The organism is Calditrichota bacterium (genome assembly GCA_013152715.1).
Lineage (GTDB): Bacteria > Zhuqueibacterota > Zhuqueibacteria > Thermofontimicrobiales > Thermofontimicrobiaceae > 4484-87.
In genome coordinates this window covers 21,062-40,096 of sequence record JAADFU010000207.1, presented here as the reverse complement: position 1 = coordinate 40,096, position 19,035 = coordinate 21,062, and the positions used below count along the sequence as shown (strand labels likewise).

17 protein-coding genes are annotated in these 19,035 nt (G+C 45.2%); 4 read left to right on the top strand and 13 right to left on the bottom strand.

What is annotated here, in order from left to right; all coding sequences use genetic code 11:
- Positions 1-60 precede the first annotated feature (60 nt).
- Positions 61-246, top strand: a complete 186-nt coding sequence (locus tag GXO74_16715) for a hypothetical protein (GenBank protein NOZ63298.1) — start codon at positions 61-63, stop codon at positions 244-246.
- A 55-nt stretch (positions 247-301) separates the two neighbouring features.
- Positions 302-1,045, top strand: a complete 744-nt coding sequence (locus GXO74_16710) for a YhfC family intramembrane metalloprotease (GenBank protein NOZ63297.1) — start codon at positions 302-304, stop codon at positions 1,043-1,045.
- Between the two features lie 55 nt (positions 1,046-1,100).
- Here GXO74_16710 and plsY read toward each other — a convergent pair whose 3' ends face one another.
- The 7 genes from plsY to GXO74_16675 form a co-directional block, all read right to left on the bottom strand.
- Positions 1,101-1,745, bottom strand: coding sequence for a glycerol-3-phosphate 1-O-acyltransferase PlsY (gene plsY / locus GXO74_16705; GenBank protein ID NOZ63296.1), 645 nt, complete (start codon positions 1,743-1,745; stop codon positions 1,101-1,103).
- Between the two features lie 20 nt (positions 1,746-1,765).
- Positions 1,766-3,586, bottom strand: coding sequence for a DegV family EDD domain-containing protein (locus GXO74_16700; GenBank protein ID NOZ63295.1), 1,821 nt, complete (start codon positions 3,584-3,586; stop codon positions 1,766-1,768).
- Between the two features lie 2 nt (positions 3,587-3,588).
- Entirely contained in the window at positions 3,589-4,311 is a 723-nt protein-coding gene (locus GXO74_16695; protein NOZ63294.1) for a 1-acyl-sn-glycerol-3-phosphate acyltransferase, read from the bottom strand.
- 273 nt (positions 4,312-4,584) lie between these two features.
- Positions 4,585-6,507: a sodium:solute symporter gene (locus tag GXO74_16690; GenBank protein ID NOZ63293.1), complete on the bottom strand. Its 1,923-nt coding sequence runs from the start codon at positions 6,505-6,507 to the stop codon at positions 4,585-4,587.
- A gap of 33 nt (positions 6,508-6,540) precedes the next feature.
- Positions 6,541-6,687: a hypothetical protein gene (locus GXO74_16685; GenBank protein ID NOZ63292.1), complete on the bottom strand. Its 147-nt coding sequence runs from the start codon at positions 6,685-6,687 to the stop codon at positions 6,541-6,543.
- A gap of 130 nt (positions 6,688-6,817) precedes the next feature.
- Complete coding sequence (locus GXO74_16680) at positions 6,818-7,114, bottom strand: hypothetical protein (protein ID NOZ63291.1); 297 nt, start codon at positions 7,112-7,114, stop codon at positions 6,818-6,820.
- A gap of 162 nt (positions 7,115-7,276) precedes the next feature.
- Positions 7,277-8,338, bottom strand: a complete 1,062-nt coding sequence (locus GXO74_16675; GenBank protein NOZ63290.1) for a T9SS type A sorting domain-containing protein — start codon at positions 8,336-8,338, stop codon at positions 7,277-7,279.
- Between the two features lie 528 nt (positions 8,339-8,866).
- Here GXO74_16675 and GXO74_16670 point away from each other — a divergent pair.
- The gene (locus tag GXO74_16670) at positions 8,867-10,147 is read left to right on the top strand and encodes a T9SS type A sorting domain-containing protein (GenBank protein ID NOZ63289.1); all 1,281 of its coding nucleotides are present in this window, start codon (positions 8,867-8,869) and stop codon (positions 10,145-10,147) included.
- A gap of 49 nt (positions 10,148-10,196) precedes the next feature.
- Here GXO74_16670 and GXO74_16665 read toward each other — a convergent pair whose 3' ends face one another.
- The 6 genes from GXO74_16665 to priA all read right to left on the bottom strand — a co-directional run bounded on the left by GXO74_16665 (position 10,197) and on the right by priA (position 16,832).
- Positions 10,197-11,513, bottom strand: coding sequence for an MFS transporter (locus GXO74_16665; GenBank protein NOZ63288.1), 1,317 nt, complete (start codon positions 11,511-11,513; stop codon positions 10,197-10,199).
- A 399-nt stretch (positions 11,514-11,912) separates the two neighbouring features.
- Positions 11,913-12,317, bottom strand: coding sequence for a hypothetical protein (locus GXO74_16660; GenBank protein ID NOZ63287.1), 405 nt, complete (start codon positions 12,315-12,317; stop codon positions 11,913-11,915).
- On the bottom strand, positions 12,314-12,931 hold the full coding sequence (locus GXO74_16655) for a GTPase domain-containing protein (protein NOZ63286.1): 618 nt from the start codon (positions 12,929-12,931) through the stop codon (positions 12,314-12,316). Before GXO74_16655 ends, GXO74_16660 begins: the two co-directional genes overlap by 4 nt.
- A 33-nt stretch (positions 12,932-12,964) precedes the next feature.
- A complete protein-coding gene (locus GXO74_16650; protein ID NOZ63285.1) occupies positions 12,965-13,474 on the bottom strand; it encodes a hypothetical protein in 510 nt (169 codons plus the stop codon).
- A gap of 39 nt (positions 13,475-13,513) precedes the next feature.
- A complete protein-coding gene (locus GXO74_16645) occupies positions 13,514-14,242 on the bottom strand; it encodes a metallophosphoesterase family protein (GenBank protein ID NOZ63284.1) in 729 nt (242 codons plus the stop codon).
- Between the two features lie 109 nt (positions 14,243-14,351).
- Positions 14,352-16,832 (bottom strand): primosomal protein N', encoded by a 2,481-nt coding sequence (priA, locus tag GXO74_16640; GenBank protein NOZ63283.1) that lies wholly within the window; start codon positions 16,830-16,832, stop codon positions 14,352-14,354.
- A gap of 173 nt (positions 16,833-17,005) precedes the next feature.
- Between priA and GXO74_16635 the strand changes: the two genes are divergently transcribed.
- Positions 17,006-18,997, top strand: coding sequence for a S8 family serine peptidase (locus GXO74_16635; GenBank protein NOZ63282.1), 1,992 nt, complete (start codon positions 17,006-17,008; stop codon positions 18,995-18,997).
- The last annotated feature ends 38 nt before the right edge of the window (positions 18,998-19,035 follow it).

Here is a 19,035-nt window from a genome sequence, read left to right as displayed (position 1 = left end):
CCAAGCCTTTGAATGGTTAAATAATTTTGAACGAGAGCTACAATTTTAAGGAATTCTAAAATGGAAGAAGAAAAAGAAAAATCCCACTATTATTTCGGCATCATCTACTGGAATCCCGATAACAAAAAAATATTTGTACCCAAGCGATTTGGCGTGGGTTACACAATCAATTTTGGTCATCCTCTGGCGATTGTGGTGCTGGTGGCGATTATTGTGATCGTTACTTTGGTCGCAAAATTTTTTTAAATTTTTTCTGTCAGAACTCATCTAATTTACTGCTCTGCGAATCGGGAAAAAGGCGATGGTTTTGTTAAACATCTTTTCGTATCTTCTTTTAAGCTCAGGAATTAGCTTTTTGGTCGGAGTAATTTTGCTCCGTCTGATAAAAAAAGCAATTGACTGGCGTTATCTTTCTTATGGCATGAGTTTCTTTTTCGTTGGCATCGCGCTTCATGGTTTAATCGCCTTGCCGGTTGTGGTGTGGAAAGTCGGATTTAAAATTTTCCTGCCGGTACCTCATATCGGCGCGGCTCATTTTTCTCTGTGGGAAATCATCTATTATGCCTTAGCCGCCGGAATCGGCCAGGAAATCGCTAAGGGCATGCCCGTGTTGCTGGAATTGAAACGAACACAGGGATCTTCGCCTGTCGCTCCCTTTGCCCATCTCGGTATCAACCTCGGCCTTGGATTTTCGTTAGCGGAAATTGTTTTCATCGTCTTGATGGGCTGGCAGGCCGGAATGTCGGATTTCACGTTTGGGGATGCGATGTTAGGCAGCCTGGAAAGAATTTCTGCGACGTTATTTCACGTCGGAACCGCAACGTGGATTGTCTATGGCATTGAAAAGAAGAAAATTCTTCCGGCGCTGCTCGCCTGTATTTTTTTGCATTCATTGGCGGACTTTGCAGCAGGATTTTTCGGGGACTCTGATTTTATATTTGCCGGCGAAGTCGCTCTTTTTGTGTTTTCATTTTTATTTCTATGGATTGTTTTGCATTTTGTTTTTGGCAGAGGGAAAGAGGTTTCTGTTAATTCGGTTGAATAATTAACAGTAGGGAATGCAAATTTGCATTCCCTACTGTGTTAGGATGCGTTTCAATTCATTTCTCTTTTTTTCTTTTAAACGGCACCTTATTCTCCTCACCTTTAAGCAATCGTCGAATATTCGAGCGGTGCGTAAATACAATCAGCAGCGCGATGAAAATGGCAAAATAGAATAGGGTGTCGGAATAGCCCTGTTGGTTCTTGAGTACTGCCACGACTATCGGAAAGGCGATGGCTGCGGAGATTGATCCCAGAGAAACGAAGCCGAAAGTGAAAAGCATAATTACAAAAACCGCGAGACAGATGACGCCGGCGATGGGGTAAAGCGAAAATAACATACCGGCGGCGGTTCCGACTCCTTTCCCGCCTTTGAAGCTGGCAAAGATTGTCCAGATGTGGCCGAAAATCGCGGACATGCCGGCGATGATTTGGACGACATCTGTGGTTAAAAAGTCGATGGGCGAGCCGGTAAAACGTAATTTTGAAATTAACAGTGTGGCAAAAACGCCTTTGCCGACGTCTATTAAAGCGACCAGCAAGCCGATTTTCCAGCCGAGCACGCGAAAGGCGTTCGTGGCTCCCGCGTTTCCGCTGCCGTGATCGCGAATGTCGATGCCGCGGAATAATTTGGAGGCAATAATGCTCGTCGGAATTGACCCGGCCAGGTAGCTCAACACAATAATTGCAATCAATGATAGCATAAAAACCCTTTCTTTGAAAGTTAAGACTTTTTATTTTTACCTAAAAAAGCGAGACCTACTGCGCCAGGCCCGGCGTGAACACCCAGCGCCGGAGTCACTGTCACAACAGGAATATGTTCTTCCGGCATAAAAAAGCGCCGGATTTGTTCTACTGTCCATTTTGCCTTTTCCGGTGCGTTGGCGTGAGCGACAATGAAGCGTCTTTCTTCATATTCTTCGGCTTTTTCCACAGCCATTTTTACCATTTTTTTCAGTGAATTTTGTTCCCCGAAAGCCTTACCAATAGGAACAAGTTTGCCCTCGTTGTTGAATGAAACCAATGGGCTCAATCTCAATATTTTGCCCAGCAGCCCTTTGGACGCGCTGATACGTCCGCCTTTGACCAGATATTCGAGCGTGGGAACAGAAATGAAAATGTGCGTGTTTTCCACCGCGTAATTTATTTTTTCCAGTATCTGCTCCAGCGGAAGTTCCTGTTTGATCGCTTCAATCGCTTCCATGACGATTAATCCTGTCGCACCGGAAATAGTTTTTCCATCAACGCAAACTATTTTATCCTCGCCGTAATTTTTCGCAGCGTTCCGGACGACCTGAAAAGTCCCGCTCACCGCTCGCGGCAGCAAAATAGCAATCAACTGCTCATAATCAGGAATAATTTCATCTAAAATTTGTTTGACGTCCTTGTAAACAGGTTGTGATGATTTAGGATGGAATGGGCTTTCAGCTAACTTTTGGTAAAATTCTTCGGGTGTGATGTCAAATTTGTCGCGATAAGTTTGTTCGCCAAAAGTCAGGCGTACGGGAATTATATGCACGTCATTACTCACGAGAAAGTCCTCTGGCAAATCACAGGAAGAGTCAACAACCACGCCGAATTTTTTGATTTTCTTTTTGGAAAATGACCGCCGATGTTGTTTTTTCATGTCGTCCACTTTGGGGGAAGTCACAACTCCCAGTGTGTTCAGCGTTTTGAATGCTTTTTGCGGATAATTCGTATGAATGTGAATGCGAAATTTTTTGGGACCGCCGACGATGATCATGGAATCGCCGAAATCAGCAAGAATGCGCTGCAATTTTTTACGATCCGTGTTGACCGCTTCGAAGACACATTCTGTGCAATAGCGGAAGCGAATGTCATCAGAGACATTTCGCGGAGAATCGGCGCCGCTTTTTGTAAAGGAAGAATAGTGTGCCGCATCCTTAATTTTGCCTTTTTCAATAAAGTGAATAATTCCTTCCAGCAAATTAACAAATCCCTGGCCGCCGGCGTCAACAACGCCGGCTTTTTTTAAGACGTCCAATTTTTGCGGCGTTTCTTTCAGCGCCTGCTTGGCGCGGGACATGCTGTTTTTCAGCAATTCAATAAAATCGTCTGTTTTGTGAGCGATATTTTCAACGGAATTCGCCCAATCGGAAATAACCGTGATGATTGTGCCCTCGCGCGGTTCGGACATGGCTTCCCGGGCAGATTTTTTTGCGTGCTGGACAGCTTCGGCAAAATGTTTGGTTGTTAGTTTGACTCTTCCGCCGACAGCCTCGGCGAATCCGTGAAAAAATTGAGCTAAAATTGCTCCGGAATTTCCCTGCGCGCCGCGAAGCGCCGCATCCGCAAGATCTCTGGAAACATCGGAAACAGATCTGTCCGAAGATTGCTGCAAATCTTCGTTGACTTGCGTCATGGTCAGCGCCAGGTTGGTGCCGGTATCGCCGTCGGGAACGGGAAAGACATTTATTTTATTCAAATGTTCTTTGTTGCGAAAGACAATTTGACTGCCGGCGATGATGGCTCTCTTGAGTCGAGCGCCGTCAATGTAGTGAATTTTCTTGTTGTTTTTTTTCATGCTTACCGATCTTTTGCTGAAAAGCTGTCAATTAATTTTTGCATTTCCTGTCGTACGTGTTCTTTCAATTGCTTGGAATTGAGGTGGTGAAAGTCCTCGTAGCGAATGGCGTCGCCGAATACCACTTTAATTTTTCCCGGTCGAATGCGGGACTGCTTTACTTTTTTTATTTCAAAAGAGCCAATCATCGCCATGGGGACAATATCGGCTTTGGCGCGTAAAGCCAGAAGAAAAGGCCCGCGCATAAAGGGCAGCAATTTGCCGTTCCTTGTTCTGTGTCCTTCCGGCAAAATGATGATAGACGTCCCGTCTTTGATTGCTTGCTCCGCTTTTTCCAGACTTTTTGCCGCACTCAAAAATTTCGTCTGGCTGATGGGAATGTTGCCAAATTTGGTGATGACATGACCCCAAATAGGCCAATCGAAATGTTTTTCCAATTCCACGCCGCGAGCAAAGTTCGGAATTGAGCCATTCAAAACAAATGCGTCAAAAATATTTACGTGATTGGACATGAAAATATAAGTTTTTTGCGGGTCAATTTTTTGCTTTCCGATAGTCTCAACGCGAATGAACATCGTGCGCAAAAATGCGCGACAGAGCCATTTTACGAAAGAGTCGTATTGGTGCGGCTTGAGCATGTAGGTTAAAGCGATGACGGTAATGCCGACAAAAAAGAAGCTTATCCCGCCAATGACATAGAGAATAATTGAAATTAAATCGCCCATTTCTACCTGTGTGTTTTTTGATGTCTGAGAAGCGAATTGGGTTTGTTATTTTTTTTAACTTATTTTAGTGCAATCGCCGCTGTTAAAATTATTGACGTCAAATGTCAAGCGACGAGCAAAAAACAGGAAAAAGCTAACTGCAACAGAGATAATAATCTAAAAATTTATCTAATTAACAACAAAAAGTCAAGAAAAATATTGTATTGATTGAAAATAGCAAGGGCTGCCATGCGCGACGACAGCCCTTGCCGGAAAAAATTTACCGGAAAAATATTAAATCAAGCCTTTTTTTATCGCTTCTCTTTTGACAGGTCCCCAGAAACCGATGGGTCTGGACATTACGTAATATTTTACCAGATGGTCCATGTTTTCCGGTTTTGACAGAAACGTGATTGGCAAATAAATCATCGCATTGAGCGCGATTAAAATCCAGAATTGCAGGTAATCAGGCAACGCGGGAATGACGCCAAATTTCGGCAAGATCCAGACGATCAGCCAACTCAAACCCAGATTGGCAATCCAGGAGCTGAGGTAGCCCCAGGAGTTGAATCGCCACCAGACAACTTGTAAAATATTGGGCAGCCAGACGCCGGCAGCCATGATCCACAGCGCAAAAATGAGCCACTGCGTGATTTCTTCGCCGATGATAATGCCGAAAGCGAAAGAGCCGAGCAAAATGATGAACGTGGAAATTCTGCCCACAATCACCAGCCGTTTTTCGCTGGCTTGCGGGTTGACGTAATGATGGTAAAAATCGCGCGTCGCGTACATGGCGCCCAAATTGAGCTGCGTGGATACCGTGGACATGTGGATCGCCAAAATGCCGGCAAAAAGAAATCCGACCATGCCGACCGGCAAAAATCCGAAACCGACTTTGTACCACGCCATTTCATATTCCGACATTGACGCTAAATGCGGAAACAGAACAAAAAAGCCGATAATCGCCGCGGCCCAGATGGAATTTCGCAGCAGAACTAATACTGTGCCGGCCCAGACGCTGTAGGAAGCGTCGCGCACGGTTTTGGCGGATTGCACACGCTGCGCTTCGGTGTACCAGTCGATATTTGTGCCCATGCCGAAGCCGCCAATGATAGCGATGATCATCATCGTGATGTACCAAAAAACAGGAAATTGCCCTTTGAACATGCCGGTGAAACTAAACATGTTCAACCGCCAGCCTTGGCCGTCAAGACGGTGCTCGGCAATAGTTTCCCAGTTTTTTTGATCAAGTGAATATTCAACATTGACTAATTTTTTTGTCTTTCCGGCTGTCCAGACAATGTTGTAATCCTCGTCGCTGAAAACAGTGTCTCCTTGCGACGGGAACAAAATAGCCAGTTTTTCGTGGCGTAAGCCGTCGTCAACGAGTTTGTGGACGCGGTTTTCCGTCGCGTGATATTTTTGCTCATTGGCTTCGGGAGAAATGACAAAGGGATCGGTTGATTCGACAAATGTGTCGCCCGATTCAGGGTCTGTAATGCGGATGAAAGCATGTGTGGGCTCATCAGTTTGAGGAATTGTCCATTCGCACGTACTGTTGAAATTTTTCATTTTGGCAATAATTTTCTGCGGTCCGCCGGCGGCGATCATGCCCCAAATCGACACGATCGCAATCACAAAAAAAGCGATGACTCCCTGCTGAAAATCAGCCATGACGACGCCCCAGTAGCCGGAAGACAGCACGTAAATAGCGCCGATTGAGGTAAAAACAACCAGTCCGACCCACAGATCCCAGCCGAACAGCATGCTGCACAATTTTCCCATGGCGATGCCAACCCAGCCGAGAATGAACATATTCATAAAAACCTGCCAGCCGGCGACCCAGCCACGCAACATTTCGGCGCCCAGTCCGCCGAAGCGTAAACCCTGCCATTCAGCCTGACTATATGCTAACGATCGTCTGAAAATTCGCGTGGAAACAAAAGAGCTGATTGCCGCCCAGGCGCAGAAAAAAGCGTACCAGAGACCGGCGAGTCCGTATTTGTAAACGACGCCGGCGACCCAGATGGGCGTGTCTGTCGCCGTGTGGGTGGCGTAAACCGAAGATGCCGGAAGCCACCATGGCAACCCTCTGCCGGCGAGAAAAAAGTCCGACTGCGATCGTTTTCCCAGTCGATAAAAAATTATTCCGCAGATGACCATCAGGATGATGAACAAAATGAGCCAGAGCCAGTCCAGAAATGCAAATGTAACCATTGAATTCCTCCGGATGTGGATGCTGAGAAAATATTAGTCGTTGTTGTTATTTTGTTTCATGAAATGACGGATTAACAAATAGGTGACCAGAAAAGAGAATCCGAAAATGAAAGCCGGAATAATTACGCCCAGAATGGGAGCGCCAATGTGCGTTGTCGTTTGCGCAAGTAAAGCGATCATTGGTTTTGTCCTTCGTGTTTTTTCTCAGTGTGCGCTTTATTTTTCTTGTAGTAAATGTACGCGAAAATCATGCCGATGAGTGATGCGGCGTAGGCGATACTCATCCCGATGACAACCGCAAATCCTTTGCTCATTCGGTATCCTCCCATTTTTGAATTTTTTCCAGATCTAATAAATAGTTTTTTTGCTTTTTCTCGTATTCCGTAGAGATCGTGCGGAGTTTTGGGTCAATTATCCAGTACATGAGCGCGGAAATGAGAATCCCGATTCCTAAAATAATAAAACCGCTGGGGATGAGCAAAAATGATAGCGCGCTCCCAACGGTTAATGTAATAAAGGCCAGTACAGAAAGAATAATCGCTAGCCAGTCTTCTTTGCGCCATTCGTCAGCGTCCTTTGGCGTCCACTGGCGTCGAATCCAACCCATCGCTTGCTCCTTTGTTTGAATCGCAGCTTTTGAATTTAACAAAAATGTAAAAAATATTTTTCAAAGAAGCAAGCGTAAATTTGAAATGCGCAATAATTTTCCTGAAATTTGTAGAGACGTACTCCGCCTATCAGGTGAGGTACATCTCGGCAACGGATCATTTTATTTGAGATAAATCATTTTGTTTGTCTGATGAAAATTTCGCTCTCCGACAAAGTTTATTTCATAAAAATAAACCCCCGCCGGATAGCTGTTCATATCGATGCTAAATTCGTGACTTCCGGCTGGCATCGTTTTTCTGTCGATTAACGTGAATATTTTCTGTCCCCGGACATTGTACACGTGAACGCTCGCCGTGCCGGAGAATGGCGTCGTAAATTTGACTTTGGTGGCGGAATTGAACGGATTGGGAAAATTCTGCGCCAATGAAAATCGGCGTGGCAGCAAGTGGATCTGGCGAATGGGTGAAAATTTAAAACTGCCATCGACGTCGATTTGTTTCAGACGATAGTACAAAAAGCAATTTGAAAAATTTTCCGCATCATCACGAAATTCGTAGTCGTGACGGTCGGCAGTCGTTCCATGTCCCGGCACAAAGGAAATTTTTTTCCAGGAATTGATGTCTGGCTCTGAAATCAAATTTTGACAAATTGCCCGCTGTACTGAAAAGCCGTAATTGTTTTTCTCTGACAGCGTCGTCCAGTTGAGATAAATTTTGTGACCGCGAGTTTCGCACTGAAAAGACGACAGTTCAACCGGGATCGGAGCCAGGTTGACGCGAACGATGCCGTCGCTGATAATTGCCGTCGGATCCCCTTCGTTGAAACGGATCGAAGCAAATGTGAGCGGACAAAGTCCGGAATTGCTGGTCGAGTGAAATAAAATTTTAATGAGCGTATCTCCTCCTGTAATGGGAAAAATTCCGAAGCCGGCAAACGATACGGTATCGGCTTTTGACAAATTTGTCTGCATTAACATGAATTGTTTTACCAGAGCATTTGCGAGTAGCGTATCGTTTGCTGTCAGGAGGTTGCTATCGTAAACCAGCGTGAAATCAAGAGAAATAACATTGTAAGGATCCAGCGTGTCAACAATAATCGGCACAATTAGGTCAGTGTCGGCGCCTACGGCGGTATCCGGCAAAGTGACATGAACTTGAGCCACTGCCGGCGCGCCCAGAGCGCGTAAGAGAAAAAGAAGAATGAAAAGTAAATTTTTGGACATGGCACACCTCAAAAATTACATGAAATTTAACGGAGAATGTTTTGCTTGAAATTTCCACTGATTAATAAGTGCACTGGTTGCTTGCCGAGCGAGAGAAGAAATGCGAAAGAAGCGAAAGAAAAGGAATCGCAATCGAAAGGACTTTTGTGTGTACCGCCTCCTTTTACCAGCTAATTTTTAATACCAATGACCAGTTAAATTTTACGATCAACTATTTTTATTGAAATTAGTACATTGTTTTTAAACGTAATATTTACAAGAATATTTTCTAACTTGTCATTCATATTTTTAAAATCAATCTGAATTCAAAATGCCCAAAAAGCGCTTCGGAATGAGAAACACTAAATTTTACGAAATTATTATGAAAATGGCAAGCAAAAAATGAAGAAAATTTAACAAGCCACGCTGACGCCAGTTTTTTTGCAGTAAGAATAATTTTAGCAAAATCTGTGGGCAAATAAAAAATGCTGGATTTCCGACCAAAAAAGTAGTAAATTAAGGGGATTAAACTATTTGGTGGAGGAGAAAATGAAAAAGAAAAAATCAATTTTGGTCATGGCGTGGCTTGTTTTTGGTGCGAGCTACGCTCTGGGACAGCAGTGGGAAAAACAGACAGCCGGACTGCCATCCGGCATTTCCATGGCGGCGGTGATCAGCGCCGTAAACGAACAAATTGCCGTTCTGGCTAGCGATCGAAATATTTTTCGAACGATGAACGGGGGAAAAAACTGGCAAGAAATAAATGCGCCAGAAGATGTGATGGGAACCGTGGTTGATATTGCGCTGCCAGACAGCGCGAAAATCTGGATTGCCACTTCCGGCGGGCAAATTTTTTCCACTCCGAACGCGGGAGATTTCTGGGTGAAACAATTCGAAGATACATCTCTTGTCAACTTTATGAATTATATTGAGATGTTTGACGATCAAACTGGAATTGCGATGGGCGATAATGCGGCGGCAATGACAAACCCCGATGTGCCGGCGATATTTTTGAGTACAACTGACGGCGGACAAAATTGGGTGTCTGTAAATGATTCTGCATTTGGCGGCTATTCCGGGGATACCTGGCGCCGCATTGATTTTGTCAACCCTAATGTCGGCTACTTTTTTGCATCGGGATTAAATCCGCAAAGGCTGTACAAAACCCGCGATGGCGGTCACACCTGGCAGGCAACGAATTTTCCAACCTATTTACAAGTTTTTCGCTTTTTTGATGAGAATGTCGGATTGGCAATTTCAAAAACTCATGAAATCTGGCGCACTCTTGACGGCGGTGAAAGCTGGGAGTCTTTTTCTACGCCGCAAACTCAATGGGGAGATGATGTCGAATTTGACCCCGACAATCCTGCCAATGTGTGGATGACAGATCAGAAAAAGATTTATTTTAGCAGCGATACCGGCAAAACGTGGATCGAGCAATTTGATCGGGGCGGCTCAGATTTGGAGTTTGTCAATGGCTACAACGGATGGGGTGTGGGAATGTATGGCGTTTATCGATTTCAGGAGAGCAGTTCTGTCGTGGCAGAGGAAAAGAAAAATCTGGTTCGGAAATTTGCTCTAATGCAGAATTTTCCAAATCCTTTTAATGCGACCACGCGGGTTCGTTTTTCTTTGATGAGGTCGATGCACATTTCATTAGATATTTTTGATCTGAATGGTCGGTTAATTGAAAACCTGGAATCAGGTTACCTCGCTGCCGGACTCCATGAAATTATCTGGAACGGGGAAAGATTTTCATCTGGAACCTATTTTTGCCGTTTGCGCTCAGAGAAATCAGAACAGGTGCGAAAAATTCTTTTGCTGAAATAGTTTGGCGGGAGTAACCAATCTGGCAGTTGCGTAAAAATAGATTGAGCAATCAGATTTTTTCAGCTAACACTTCTTTTTTAACGTTTGGTACTTTTTGTACTAAAATAAGGCCAATCACAATCATCACCGTGAGCGCGCCAATGGCAGCTTTGTATTTGAAAATTGTGCCATATTTGGCAAAAACATTGACAGCCGTTGCCCAGACGATAGGGCCGAAGATCGCGGCGATTTTTCCGGACAAAGAATAGAGACCGAAAAATTCGCCCAGCATTTCTTTAGGCACCAGCGAAATAAGTAACGGCCGCGCCGCTGTCCAGGTGGAACCCATGAAAATGCCAATGAAGGCTCCGGTGATCCAGAAAATGATTAATTTGTGGGTGATGATCAGAATTGTCAAGCTGACGATCCAGCCCAATAGCACGATGGTTAACGTTTTTTGCGGGCCGAAGTGGTCGGTTAAAATGCCGAAAATTGCGGAGCCGACAATCGCCGACGGAATGAGTACAATAAAAAATTCAGTGGTTCCCGCCTTGGAAAATCCCATTACTTTTTGCGCGTAAACCGCCATGAAGATGATAATTGTTTGAATTGCGTCCTCGTAAAAAAACTTGGCGATCAGAAATCGCCTGACGCCGGGATATTTGCGCGTATTGGAAATGCCTTCCCAGATTTTTTTGAATGAAGTCCGTAAATCCAGCCGAAAAGACTCCCGCGGCTTCGCTGCTGTGTTTTCTTTGATAAAAACAAAAGCGGGCAACGCAAAGATTAAAAACAATATCGCCGAAGGAATGAACGCAGCAACGCTGCCACCGGCGTGAATGAACGGAATCTTGACGCCAAAAAATGCGCCCTCGACAAACGGCAGCACAAACATTAGCCCCATAATTGAACCGAGGTAGCCAATGGCAACGCCGTAGCCGGAAACGCGTCCCAGACTGCGAGGAGAAGTAACCGTCGGCAGCAGCGCGTTGTAAAATACCAGACCGCCTTGATAGGTGTAATTGGCGATGATGAAAAAAAGGATGCCCAATTGCACGCGCTGGCGAGGGTCGGTGTTCACAATGCCGGCGACGCCAATCAGCGCCGTGAAGGTGACGCAAATGAGCGTGTAGGCGATGAGAAACGGCATGCGGCGATGGTAGCGGTCGGAAATTTCTCCCAAGATCGGCATGGTCAACGCTACGATGAGCATAGACATGGAATTGGCGAAAGAAACGTACTGATCTCCCAGCGCAAGGTCCACAACGATCCACGTAGAAAAATACATGGTAACGACGTTCATGGAATAGATGGTATTGGCAAAATCGTAAAGAATCCAGGAATAGGTTGCCAGTCGATTTTCTGAGAAGCGGGTGTCTTTTTTCATTCGCTGATGCATTGTTTGAAATTATTGAAATTTGAAAAATTCAATTTAGCAAAAATATCTAAAAAAAACAAGCGGTTCTTCAAAAATTTGAGAAACCGCTTTCAAAAACCTGCCAAACCAAAGCCGCAAAGTTTGACTTATGTTCTATGTGATATTTTTTAGTCTCACACCAAGGCACGGAGCCCACAAAGAAAGAATCTAACTTTTTTAACTTTGTGGCTTTGCGCCCCCGTGTGAGGGATTTTCTTCACACCAAGCCACGGAGCCACGAAGAAAAAAGTAATTTATTGATTGCTTCAACTGACTATTTTATTAAAAATCTTTGTGGCTTTGTGTCCCCGTGTGAGAGATTTTTTTCACACCAAGGCGCGGAGCCACGAAGAAAGAATCTAATTTTTTTTAACTTTGTGGCTTTGCGTCTCCGTGTGAAATTTTTTGTACCAGTCGAACAAGCTTATTTGTCAGACCACGGTATGGTTTGCGCGGGGGGATGATGAGCGCCAGCACTAAATCCTGATCAAAGGCGTGAAAAAAGCGAAACACAATTTTTCGGCGATTGTTGCCGTCGATGATCAACTCGCGAATGTCGTTGATGCCGCCCATGACGTCTGCCATGCGTTGAATATTTTGCAGAATCATCGACATTTCCACAAAGCGGTCTTCTTCAATGAGCTGCTCTTTTGTTGTGCGCGCTAACGTGAGTCCTTCTTCGGAAAACAGATAGGCTGTCTCGTAATTCCCGTCTTTGATGATTTCAGACATGAATTTCTGGATTTGTTCCTGCGGCGATAATTCTTTGCTCATACGTATGTCCTTTTTGCTTCTTGCTGAGGTTGCGGCTGCGCCTGAATTTTTTTGACAACAATTGACAGAATGAGTTTTAGCGCCTGCATGACGCCGGTTCCCTTGGTGGCAATGCTTTCGATTTGAGGCACCTGAAAATAATTTAATTTTTGTCTCAAAATTTTTGGATGTTCGCGATTTGGAAGATCAACTTTATTAATTTGCAACACCCAGGGGAAGTGTTGCAGTGTTTTTCCCATGCCGATCAAATTATTCTCAAGGTCTAACAGCGACTCTAAATTATCGTCCATTCTCTCTTTTTGGGCGTCAGCGACAAAAACGATTCCGTCCACGCCGGACAGGATGATGCGGCGGCTTTCGGAGTAGTAAACCTGGCCCGGGACAGTGTAAAGATTAAACCGCGGCCGGCGATGCAAAATTTTTCCGAAATCGAGTTGTAAAAAATCGAAAAACAGAGTGCGATCTTCGCGTGTGTTCAGCGTGACCAAATTGCCGCGCAGCGACGGATCGAGATGCCGGTAAATGTGCTGCAGGCTGGTTGTCTTGCCCCCCAATCCGGGTCCGTAATAGACAATTTTTAACGTAATTTCATTTGTCGCCCAATTGATGAACATCTACTATTCCCTGAAATTGTTGAAGTTGGCGTTTTAAAGTTTGAAAGCTTTTTCCAGTTCCTGGTTCAAAATCTTGCTGAACTCCACGTCCAAAAATTGATGTTCTTCGCCGTCGGTCGTATCTGTTTTGCCCAAAATCTCTTCCATTGCTTGAATCGCTCTTTTTGTGTAAATTCGTACTATTCCCAGCGCGGAAGAAGTGTCAAAAACTGTGATCAAAATAAAGTTGTTGCCCACGTTGGAAAGGAAAAGATTGAATTTCTCCCCCTCGTGAAAAATGAATCGGAAATGATCTTTCTCTCCGACGATTTTAGCGATTTGAGCAGTCGCGGAAAATGACCCGGCGCCGAGGGCGGTGAGATTCGGCAAATCAATTTCCGTTCCGATGCCGCGTTGCGTGATCGGATGGCCGTTCATATCAGCGAAAATGACCGTCCGCGCACGGATTTTCGTGGCGAGATCGTCGACAATTTCCGAAATCGATTTGTACAGCTCGCCCGAAATCACAATGGGAGTTCCGCTGCTTTCCAGTTTGTTGACCATGATGTTCATTCTCCTGTTTTGAAAAAAAGTTGATCTTTTCTATTTGCCAATTCGCAGCCGCTGGGCCAAAAAATTTGGAAGCCCGGCTTTCTCAAATCTGTCTATCGTTTTTTCAATATCGTATGCGACGCGTACAATTTCAAAAGTTTGCTGCGCTAAATCAATAACGCCAAACGAAGAAGCCGGATTGCCGTCGCGGGGTTGGCCCACGCTGCCGACATTGATGATGTAGCGGCAATTGCTTTCGAGCTCGATCTCCCGCTGCTCAATAAATGAAAATTTTGATTCTTCACTTTCGACATAAATGGACGGCAAATGAGAATGGCCGATGAAACAGATTTTCTCTGAGAATTTGGGGAAATAGTAAATCGCTTCATCGATGGACAAAATGTATTCCCAACCTTCAGGACGAAGCGGATTTGCGTGCACAAGAAGCAAATCGTTTTCGCTGTGCAGAAATGGCAATTGATTGATAAAATCCAGATGCTCTTCTTTGATAATTGAGAGCGTGAATTCAATGGCCTGACGGGCGAAATGATTGAAAAAAAACATTTCCGGTTTGTAAATACAAGCGTAGTCGTGATTGCCCATCAATATTGTCTGGCAGCGCTCGCGCGCCAGACTCATGCACTCATTCGGATTTGGTCCGTAACCGACAACATCTCCCAGACAAATGACCTTGTCGATTTTTTCCTCATCAATTTGAGCGAGTACCGCCTCAAAAGCTTCCAGATTTCCGTGAATGTCAGAAACGATAGCGATGCGCAACAGTTTTCCCCTCTCATGAAATGTACTATAAAATCTGAGCTAATGCAAGATTTTTATTGAAAAAGATGCCAATTTTTTTTCGATGAAAAAAATAATTGCTATTTACTAATCACAACAGCGAAATCGGATCTATATCAATTTGAATCTTCACGCGGTAAAGCCGCTTTTCAGCTTTAAATGATTGTAATGCATTTTTCAATTGTTCGTGCAAAATTCTACCGCCCGGGTCCCTATTTTTATTAAATTTGACGATAATTTGCCAACGAAATTTTCCTTTTAATTTTGATAATGGCGAAGGCAACGGGCCGAAAATATCGCCGTACTGCGGCGGAAAACGTAAGTGATTGAAAAATCTGACCGCTGTGTCTTGCACGCGCTGTTCTTCTTCGCCGCTGAACAAAATATACGCCAGTCTTCCGAACGGCGGATAATTCAGTTCTTTCCTCAGCGGTAACTCACTGAGAAAAAAGCCCTTGAAGTTATGAAATTGTGCAAATTTCAGGCCAGAATTGTCCGGCGAGTAAGATTGGATGACTACTTCACCAAGCAGTTCCTTTCTCCCCGCACGGCCAGCGACTTGGGTTAGCAGTTGAAACGTGCGCTCCGTTGAACGAAAATCGGGCAACAGCAAACTGGTGTCGGCTGAAATAACCCCAACCAACGTTACATTTTGAAAATCCAATCCTTTAGCCACCATTTGTGTTCCCAACAAGATTTGATATTTTCCCCGGGCAAAATCGCTGAGAATTTGATGGTGGGAGCGTTTCCGCGACGTAGTGTCCAGGTCCATGCGCACGACTTTGAACCCGGGAAAAAGTTTGTGGATTTCTTCTTCCACACGTTCAGTGCCGATACCGCGAAATAAAATATCCTTGCCGCCACATTTCGGACAAGCGCTCGGCGCCCGTTTGGTGTAATGGCAATAGTGGCATTGCAAATAGCGTCCCTGGGCGTGATAAGTCAAAGTGATGTCGCAATTTTCGCATTTCTCCACATGACCGCAGTCTTTGCATTTAATGTAGGTGGAAAAACCGCGCCGGTTTTGCAGCAGGATGATTTGTTCGCCTTTTTTAATCTTTTCTTTCATTTTCTCCTGCAATGCGGATGAAAAAATATCCACTTTTTGTCCCGGACGCTGTTTGCGCTCCTGGAGCATATTCACGATTTTAACAACGGGCATGGGAACGTCGTCTATTCTTGTGGGTAGTTCAAGCAGATGAAATTTACCAATTTTGGCGTTGTAATAGGATTCCAGCGACGGCGTGGCAGAGCCCAGAATAACCGCCGCTTTGTTGAGCATGCCCCGGTAAACGGCGACATCGCGCGCGTGGTAAAGCGGGCGGGAATCGTATTGCTTGTAAGATGACTCATGTTCTTCGTCCACAATGATGAGTCCCAAATTTTTCAACGGAGCAAATATCGCAGAGCGCGCGCCGATGGCAATTGTTAAATCGCCGGACTGGAGTTTGCGCCAGAAATCGTACCTTTCTCCCGGAGACATACGGCTGTGCAGCACAGCGATTTGTCCGGGAAAATTTTGCGCGAAGCGGCGCACTGTTTGCGGCGTGAGAGAAATTTCCGGCACCAGCACGATGGCGGTTTTTCCCAATTTGCGGATATGTTTCAGCGCTTCAATGTAAACCTGCGTCTTGCCGCTGCCGGTGACACCGTGAACGAGAAATGTTTTGTACTCGCCTTTAGAAGTGGCTTCGGAGATATGGTAAATGGCGCGGGTCTGAAATTCGTTGAGCGTAAATTTTGGCGGCGGTTGATGATCGTCCAGCAAAAAATATGATCGAAAAACTTCGCGTTGATATTTTTCAATGTAGCCTTTGGCGATGAGCGTATTGACTGTAGCGGAGCTGGTTCCGAGCTCTTTGAGCAGGGCTTTTTGTTGAACGGATTTTTTGGAAAAAATGTAATGCAGACACGTGGCTTGCGCAGGCGCGTTTTTTTGCAATTTGTCGAAAACGTTCTGAAACTTTTTCTCTGATTTCAGTTCCGGCCGGATTTTCAACCAGGGCTCTGTTTTGGGTTTGGTCTGAGCGTCAGCAAGCGTTACTTCTTTGCTGATTAATCCTTCGGCGACTAATTTGTCAATTGCGGAGTAGAGTTGGGCGCCGCGAAATTTGCGTCGCAGTTGCACGAGCGCTACTGAAGTTTGCTGTCGGAGATGTTGCAAAATATTTTTCTGACGTGGTGCTTGATGGTTTTTCAAGTATTCTTCAATTTGATCCGGCGAGGCAAGGAGTCGAATTCTGGTTTTTGTCTCCAGATTAATTCCTCCGGGGAGCATCGCACGAATGACTTCGCCCAGCGGGCACAAGTAATATTCTGAAATCCACTGAGCCAGTCGGATCAATTCGGCTGAAATGACAGGAGCGGGATCAAGCAGATCGTGGATTAGTTTCAGGTTGCTGATATTGCATTCTTCCTTTGTTGCGATGACATAACCCGTCATTTTTCTCTTGCCCAGCGGAACCAATACGCGTGAGCCCGGAACGATGACTTCCTGAAAAATTTCCGGAATTTCATAGGTGTAAATCTGAAAAACCGGTATGGGGACAGCGATTTCGGCAAATTTTGCCACGCCTAATTTCCTTATTGAATTTTTATTGAAAACTTTCAACGTCCAAACATTCGTCAATTTTAAAATATGAAATCTTTCTCTATTTTGCAACGGAAATTTAACCCAATTGAAACCATCGCCCATTTTTCTGGTTAAAAATAGAAAAATGATGAGCGAAAAAAACGGATGAAGAAATGATTCGAAAAATAATTCTCTTGTTAGTTTGTGCTGTAATACCAATTTCAGGCTTTGCGGCGGAGAAGTATTGGATTTTTTTCAGGGACAAAGGTAACTCGCCCTACCAACTTACTCGCCAGATCGAACAAGTCAAAAAGGAACTCTCAGCACGGACGCTTCAGCGCCGCGAAAAAGTGCGCGTCATGGGCGATGTCGTCGATGAGAGCGATGTGGAAATTTCGGCTGAATATCTGTTAGCGCTAAAAAATATCGGCGTGAACCCAATCGTTCAATCCCGCTGGCTTAATGCCGTCAGTGCGGAAGTGAATGAAAATACGCGGCGACAAATTTTGCGGTTGGGCTTTGTGAGAAAAATCCAGCCGGTGGCAAAATTCCGGCGAGAAAAACCGCTGCCGGCAGAAGAATTTTTTCTGCACAAGCCTCAGTCGCATCGTCTGGATTACGGACCCTCGCTCACGCAGAACGAGCTCATTCGCGTCACCGACGTTCACGATTTGGGATTTGACGGCAGCGGCGTGATCATTGGTATGCTGGATACCGGCTTTGATTACAAATATCACGAGGCGTTTCTACATCTCAATGTTGTTGGTGAGTACGATTTCATTAATCAGGACAGTGTGACGCAAAATGAGGCTGGTGATCTCAGCTCGCAGCAAAGTCACGGCACCCTGACGCTGTCGGCCATCGGAGGTTTTGCGCCGGAAAAATTAATCGGCCCGGCGTACGGCGCGACATTTTATCTGGCGAAAACCGAAGATGTGAGCAATGAATATCCGGCGGAAGAAGATTTCTGGGTCGCCGGACTGGAATGGCTGGAGAGGAACGGCGTCGATGTGGTGAGTAGTTCGCTCGGCTATCTGGATTGGTATTCTTACAAAGACATGGACGGCACGACTGCCGTCACCACACAGGCGGCGGAAATGGCGGCGCAGAAAGGCGTTGTCGTCGTCAATAGTATGGGAAACGAAGGCAACAATAGTTGGCACTACATGATTGCACCTGCCGATGCAGAAGATGTAATTTCTGTGGGCGCTGTAAGCAGTGATGGAGAATTAGCAAGTTTTAGTTCCCGGGGCCCTACAGCAGACGGAAGGATCAAGCCGGATGTCGACGCCATGGGCGTGAGCGTTCGCGGCGCAACTGCCGGAACTGTGGATGGTTATCGCCGAGCCAGCGGAACTTCGCTTTCCTGTCCGCTTGTCGCCGGAGTTGCCGCGCTGATTTTAGAGGCTCATCCTTATCTGTCGCCGTATCAGGTGGCAAAAGCGCTGCGAGAGACGGCGTCCAATGCGGAAAATCCGAACAACGATATCGGCTGGGGAATTGTTGACGCTTACGAGGCAATTTTTTATCATGGGCTGTTTTTCAGCAACATGCCGGAAATTACCCACGACCGCCAGCAGGGACATGGTGTGACCATCAAAATTTTTTCAAAGTATGATCTGGTTCCCGACTCATTATTTGTCTATTATTTGACCGAAGAAAATTCTCATTTTCAAAAATTGGCTTTGACAAAAGTCGATCAGGAAAACGCTTATCATGCCTGGATTCCGCCGCAACCGGATGGCTCGTTAGTGAAATTGTATTTTTCAGCCCGCGATGTCTCTGGCGATCGAAAAACGCATCCCTATTTTGCTCCGCGGGATTATTTTTCTTTTGTGGCATTTGATTCCAGCGCAAGAAAAAATAAGCCGCTGCCTGAAGATTTCATTTTATTTCAGAACGCACCGAATCCATTTGAAAACATCACAGCGATAAAATACGATCTCGGTCAGCCGGGAGATGTGAAAATTACTATTTACAACATTCTCGGTCAAAAAGTCAAAACCATCGTCGATGATTTTCATTCGGCGGGACACTATGTGCGCTATTGGGACGGATTGAATTCGTCTGAGCAGAGAATGGCAGCGGGAATATATTTTTGTCAGATAAAATTTAAAAATCAAACATCTGTGAAACGGATGGTGTTTTTGGGAAGAAGGAAGTAAGAAAAAACCCGATTTCTTTGAGAAATCGGGTTTTTAAA

Coding starts and splice junctions, on each gene's coding strand:
- GXO74_16695 (NOZ63294.1), bottom strand. CDS start 4,311: ATGGGCGATTTAATTTCAATTATTCTCTATGTCATTGGCGGGATAAGC.
- GXO74_16690 (NOZ63293.1), bottom strand. CDS start 6,507: ATGGTTACATTTGCATTTCTGGACTGGCTCTGGCTCATTTTGTTCATC.
- GXO74_16635 (NOZ63282.1), top strand. CDS start 17,006: ATGATTCGAAAAATAATTCTCTTGTTAGTTTGTGCTGTAATACCAATT.
- GXO74_16700 (NOZ63295.1), bottom strand. CDS start 3,586: ATGAAAAAAAACAACAAGAAAATTCACTACATTGACGGCGCTCGACTC.
- GXO74_16665 (NOZ63288.1), bottom strand. CDS start 11,513: ATGAAAAAAGACACCCGCTTCTCAGAAAATCGACTGGCAACCTATTCC.
- GXO74_16650 (NOZ63285.1), bottom strand. CDS start 13,474: ATGGTCAACAAACTGGAAAGCAGCGGAACTCCCATTGTGATTTCGGGC.
- GXO74_16680 (NOZ63291.1), bottom strand. CDS start 7,114: ATGGGTTGGATTCGACGCCAGTGGACGCCAAAGGACGCTGACGAATGG.
- GXO74_16655 (NOZ63286.1), bottom strand. CDS start 12,931: ATGTTCATCAATTGGGCGACAAATGAAATTACGTTAAAAATTGTCTAT.
- GXO74_16660 (NOZ63287.1), bottom strand. CDS start 12,317: ATGAGCAAAGAATTATCGCCGCAGGAACAAATCCAGAAATTCATGTCT.
- GXO74_16715 (NOZ63298.1), top strand. CDS start 61: ATGGAAGAAGAAAAAGAAAAATCCCACTATTATTTCGGCATCATCTAC.
- GXO74_16710 (NOZ63297.1), top strand. CDS start 302: ATGGTTTTGTTAAACATCTTTTCGTATCTTCTTTTAAGCTCAGGAATT.
- GXO74_16670 (NOZ63289.1), top strand. CDS start 8,867: ATGAAAAAGAAAAAATCAATTTTGGTCATGGCGTGGCTTGTTTTTGGT.
- plsY (NOZ63296.1), bottom strand. CDS start 1,745: ATGCTATCATTGATTGCAATTATTGTGTTGAGCTACCTGGCCGGGTCA.
- GXO74_16685 (NOZ63292.1), bottom strand. CDS start 6,687: ATGATCGCTTTACTTGCGCAAACGACAACGCACATTGGCGCTCCCATT.
- GXO74_16675 (NOZ63290.1), bottom strand. CDS start 8,338: ATGTCCAAAAATTTACTTTTCATTCTTCTTTTTCTCTTACGCGCTCTG.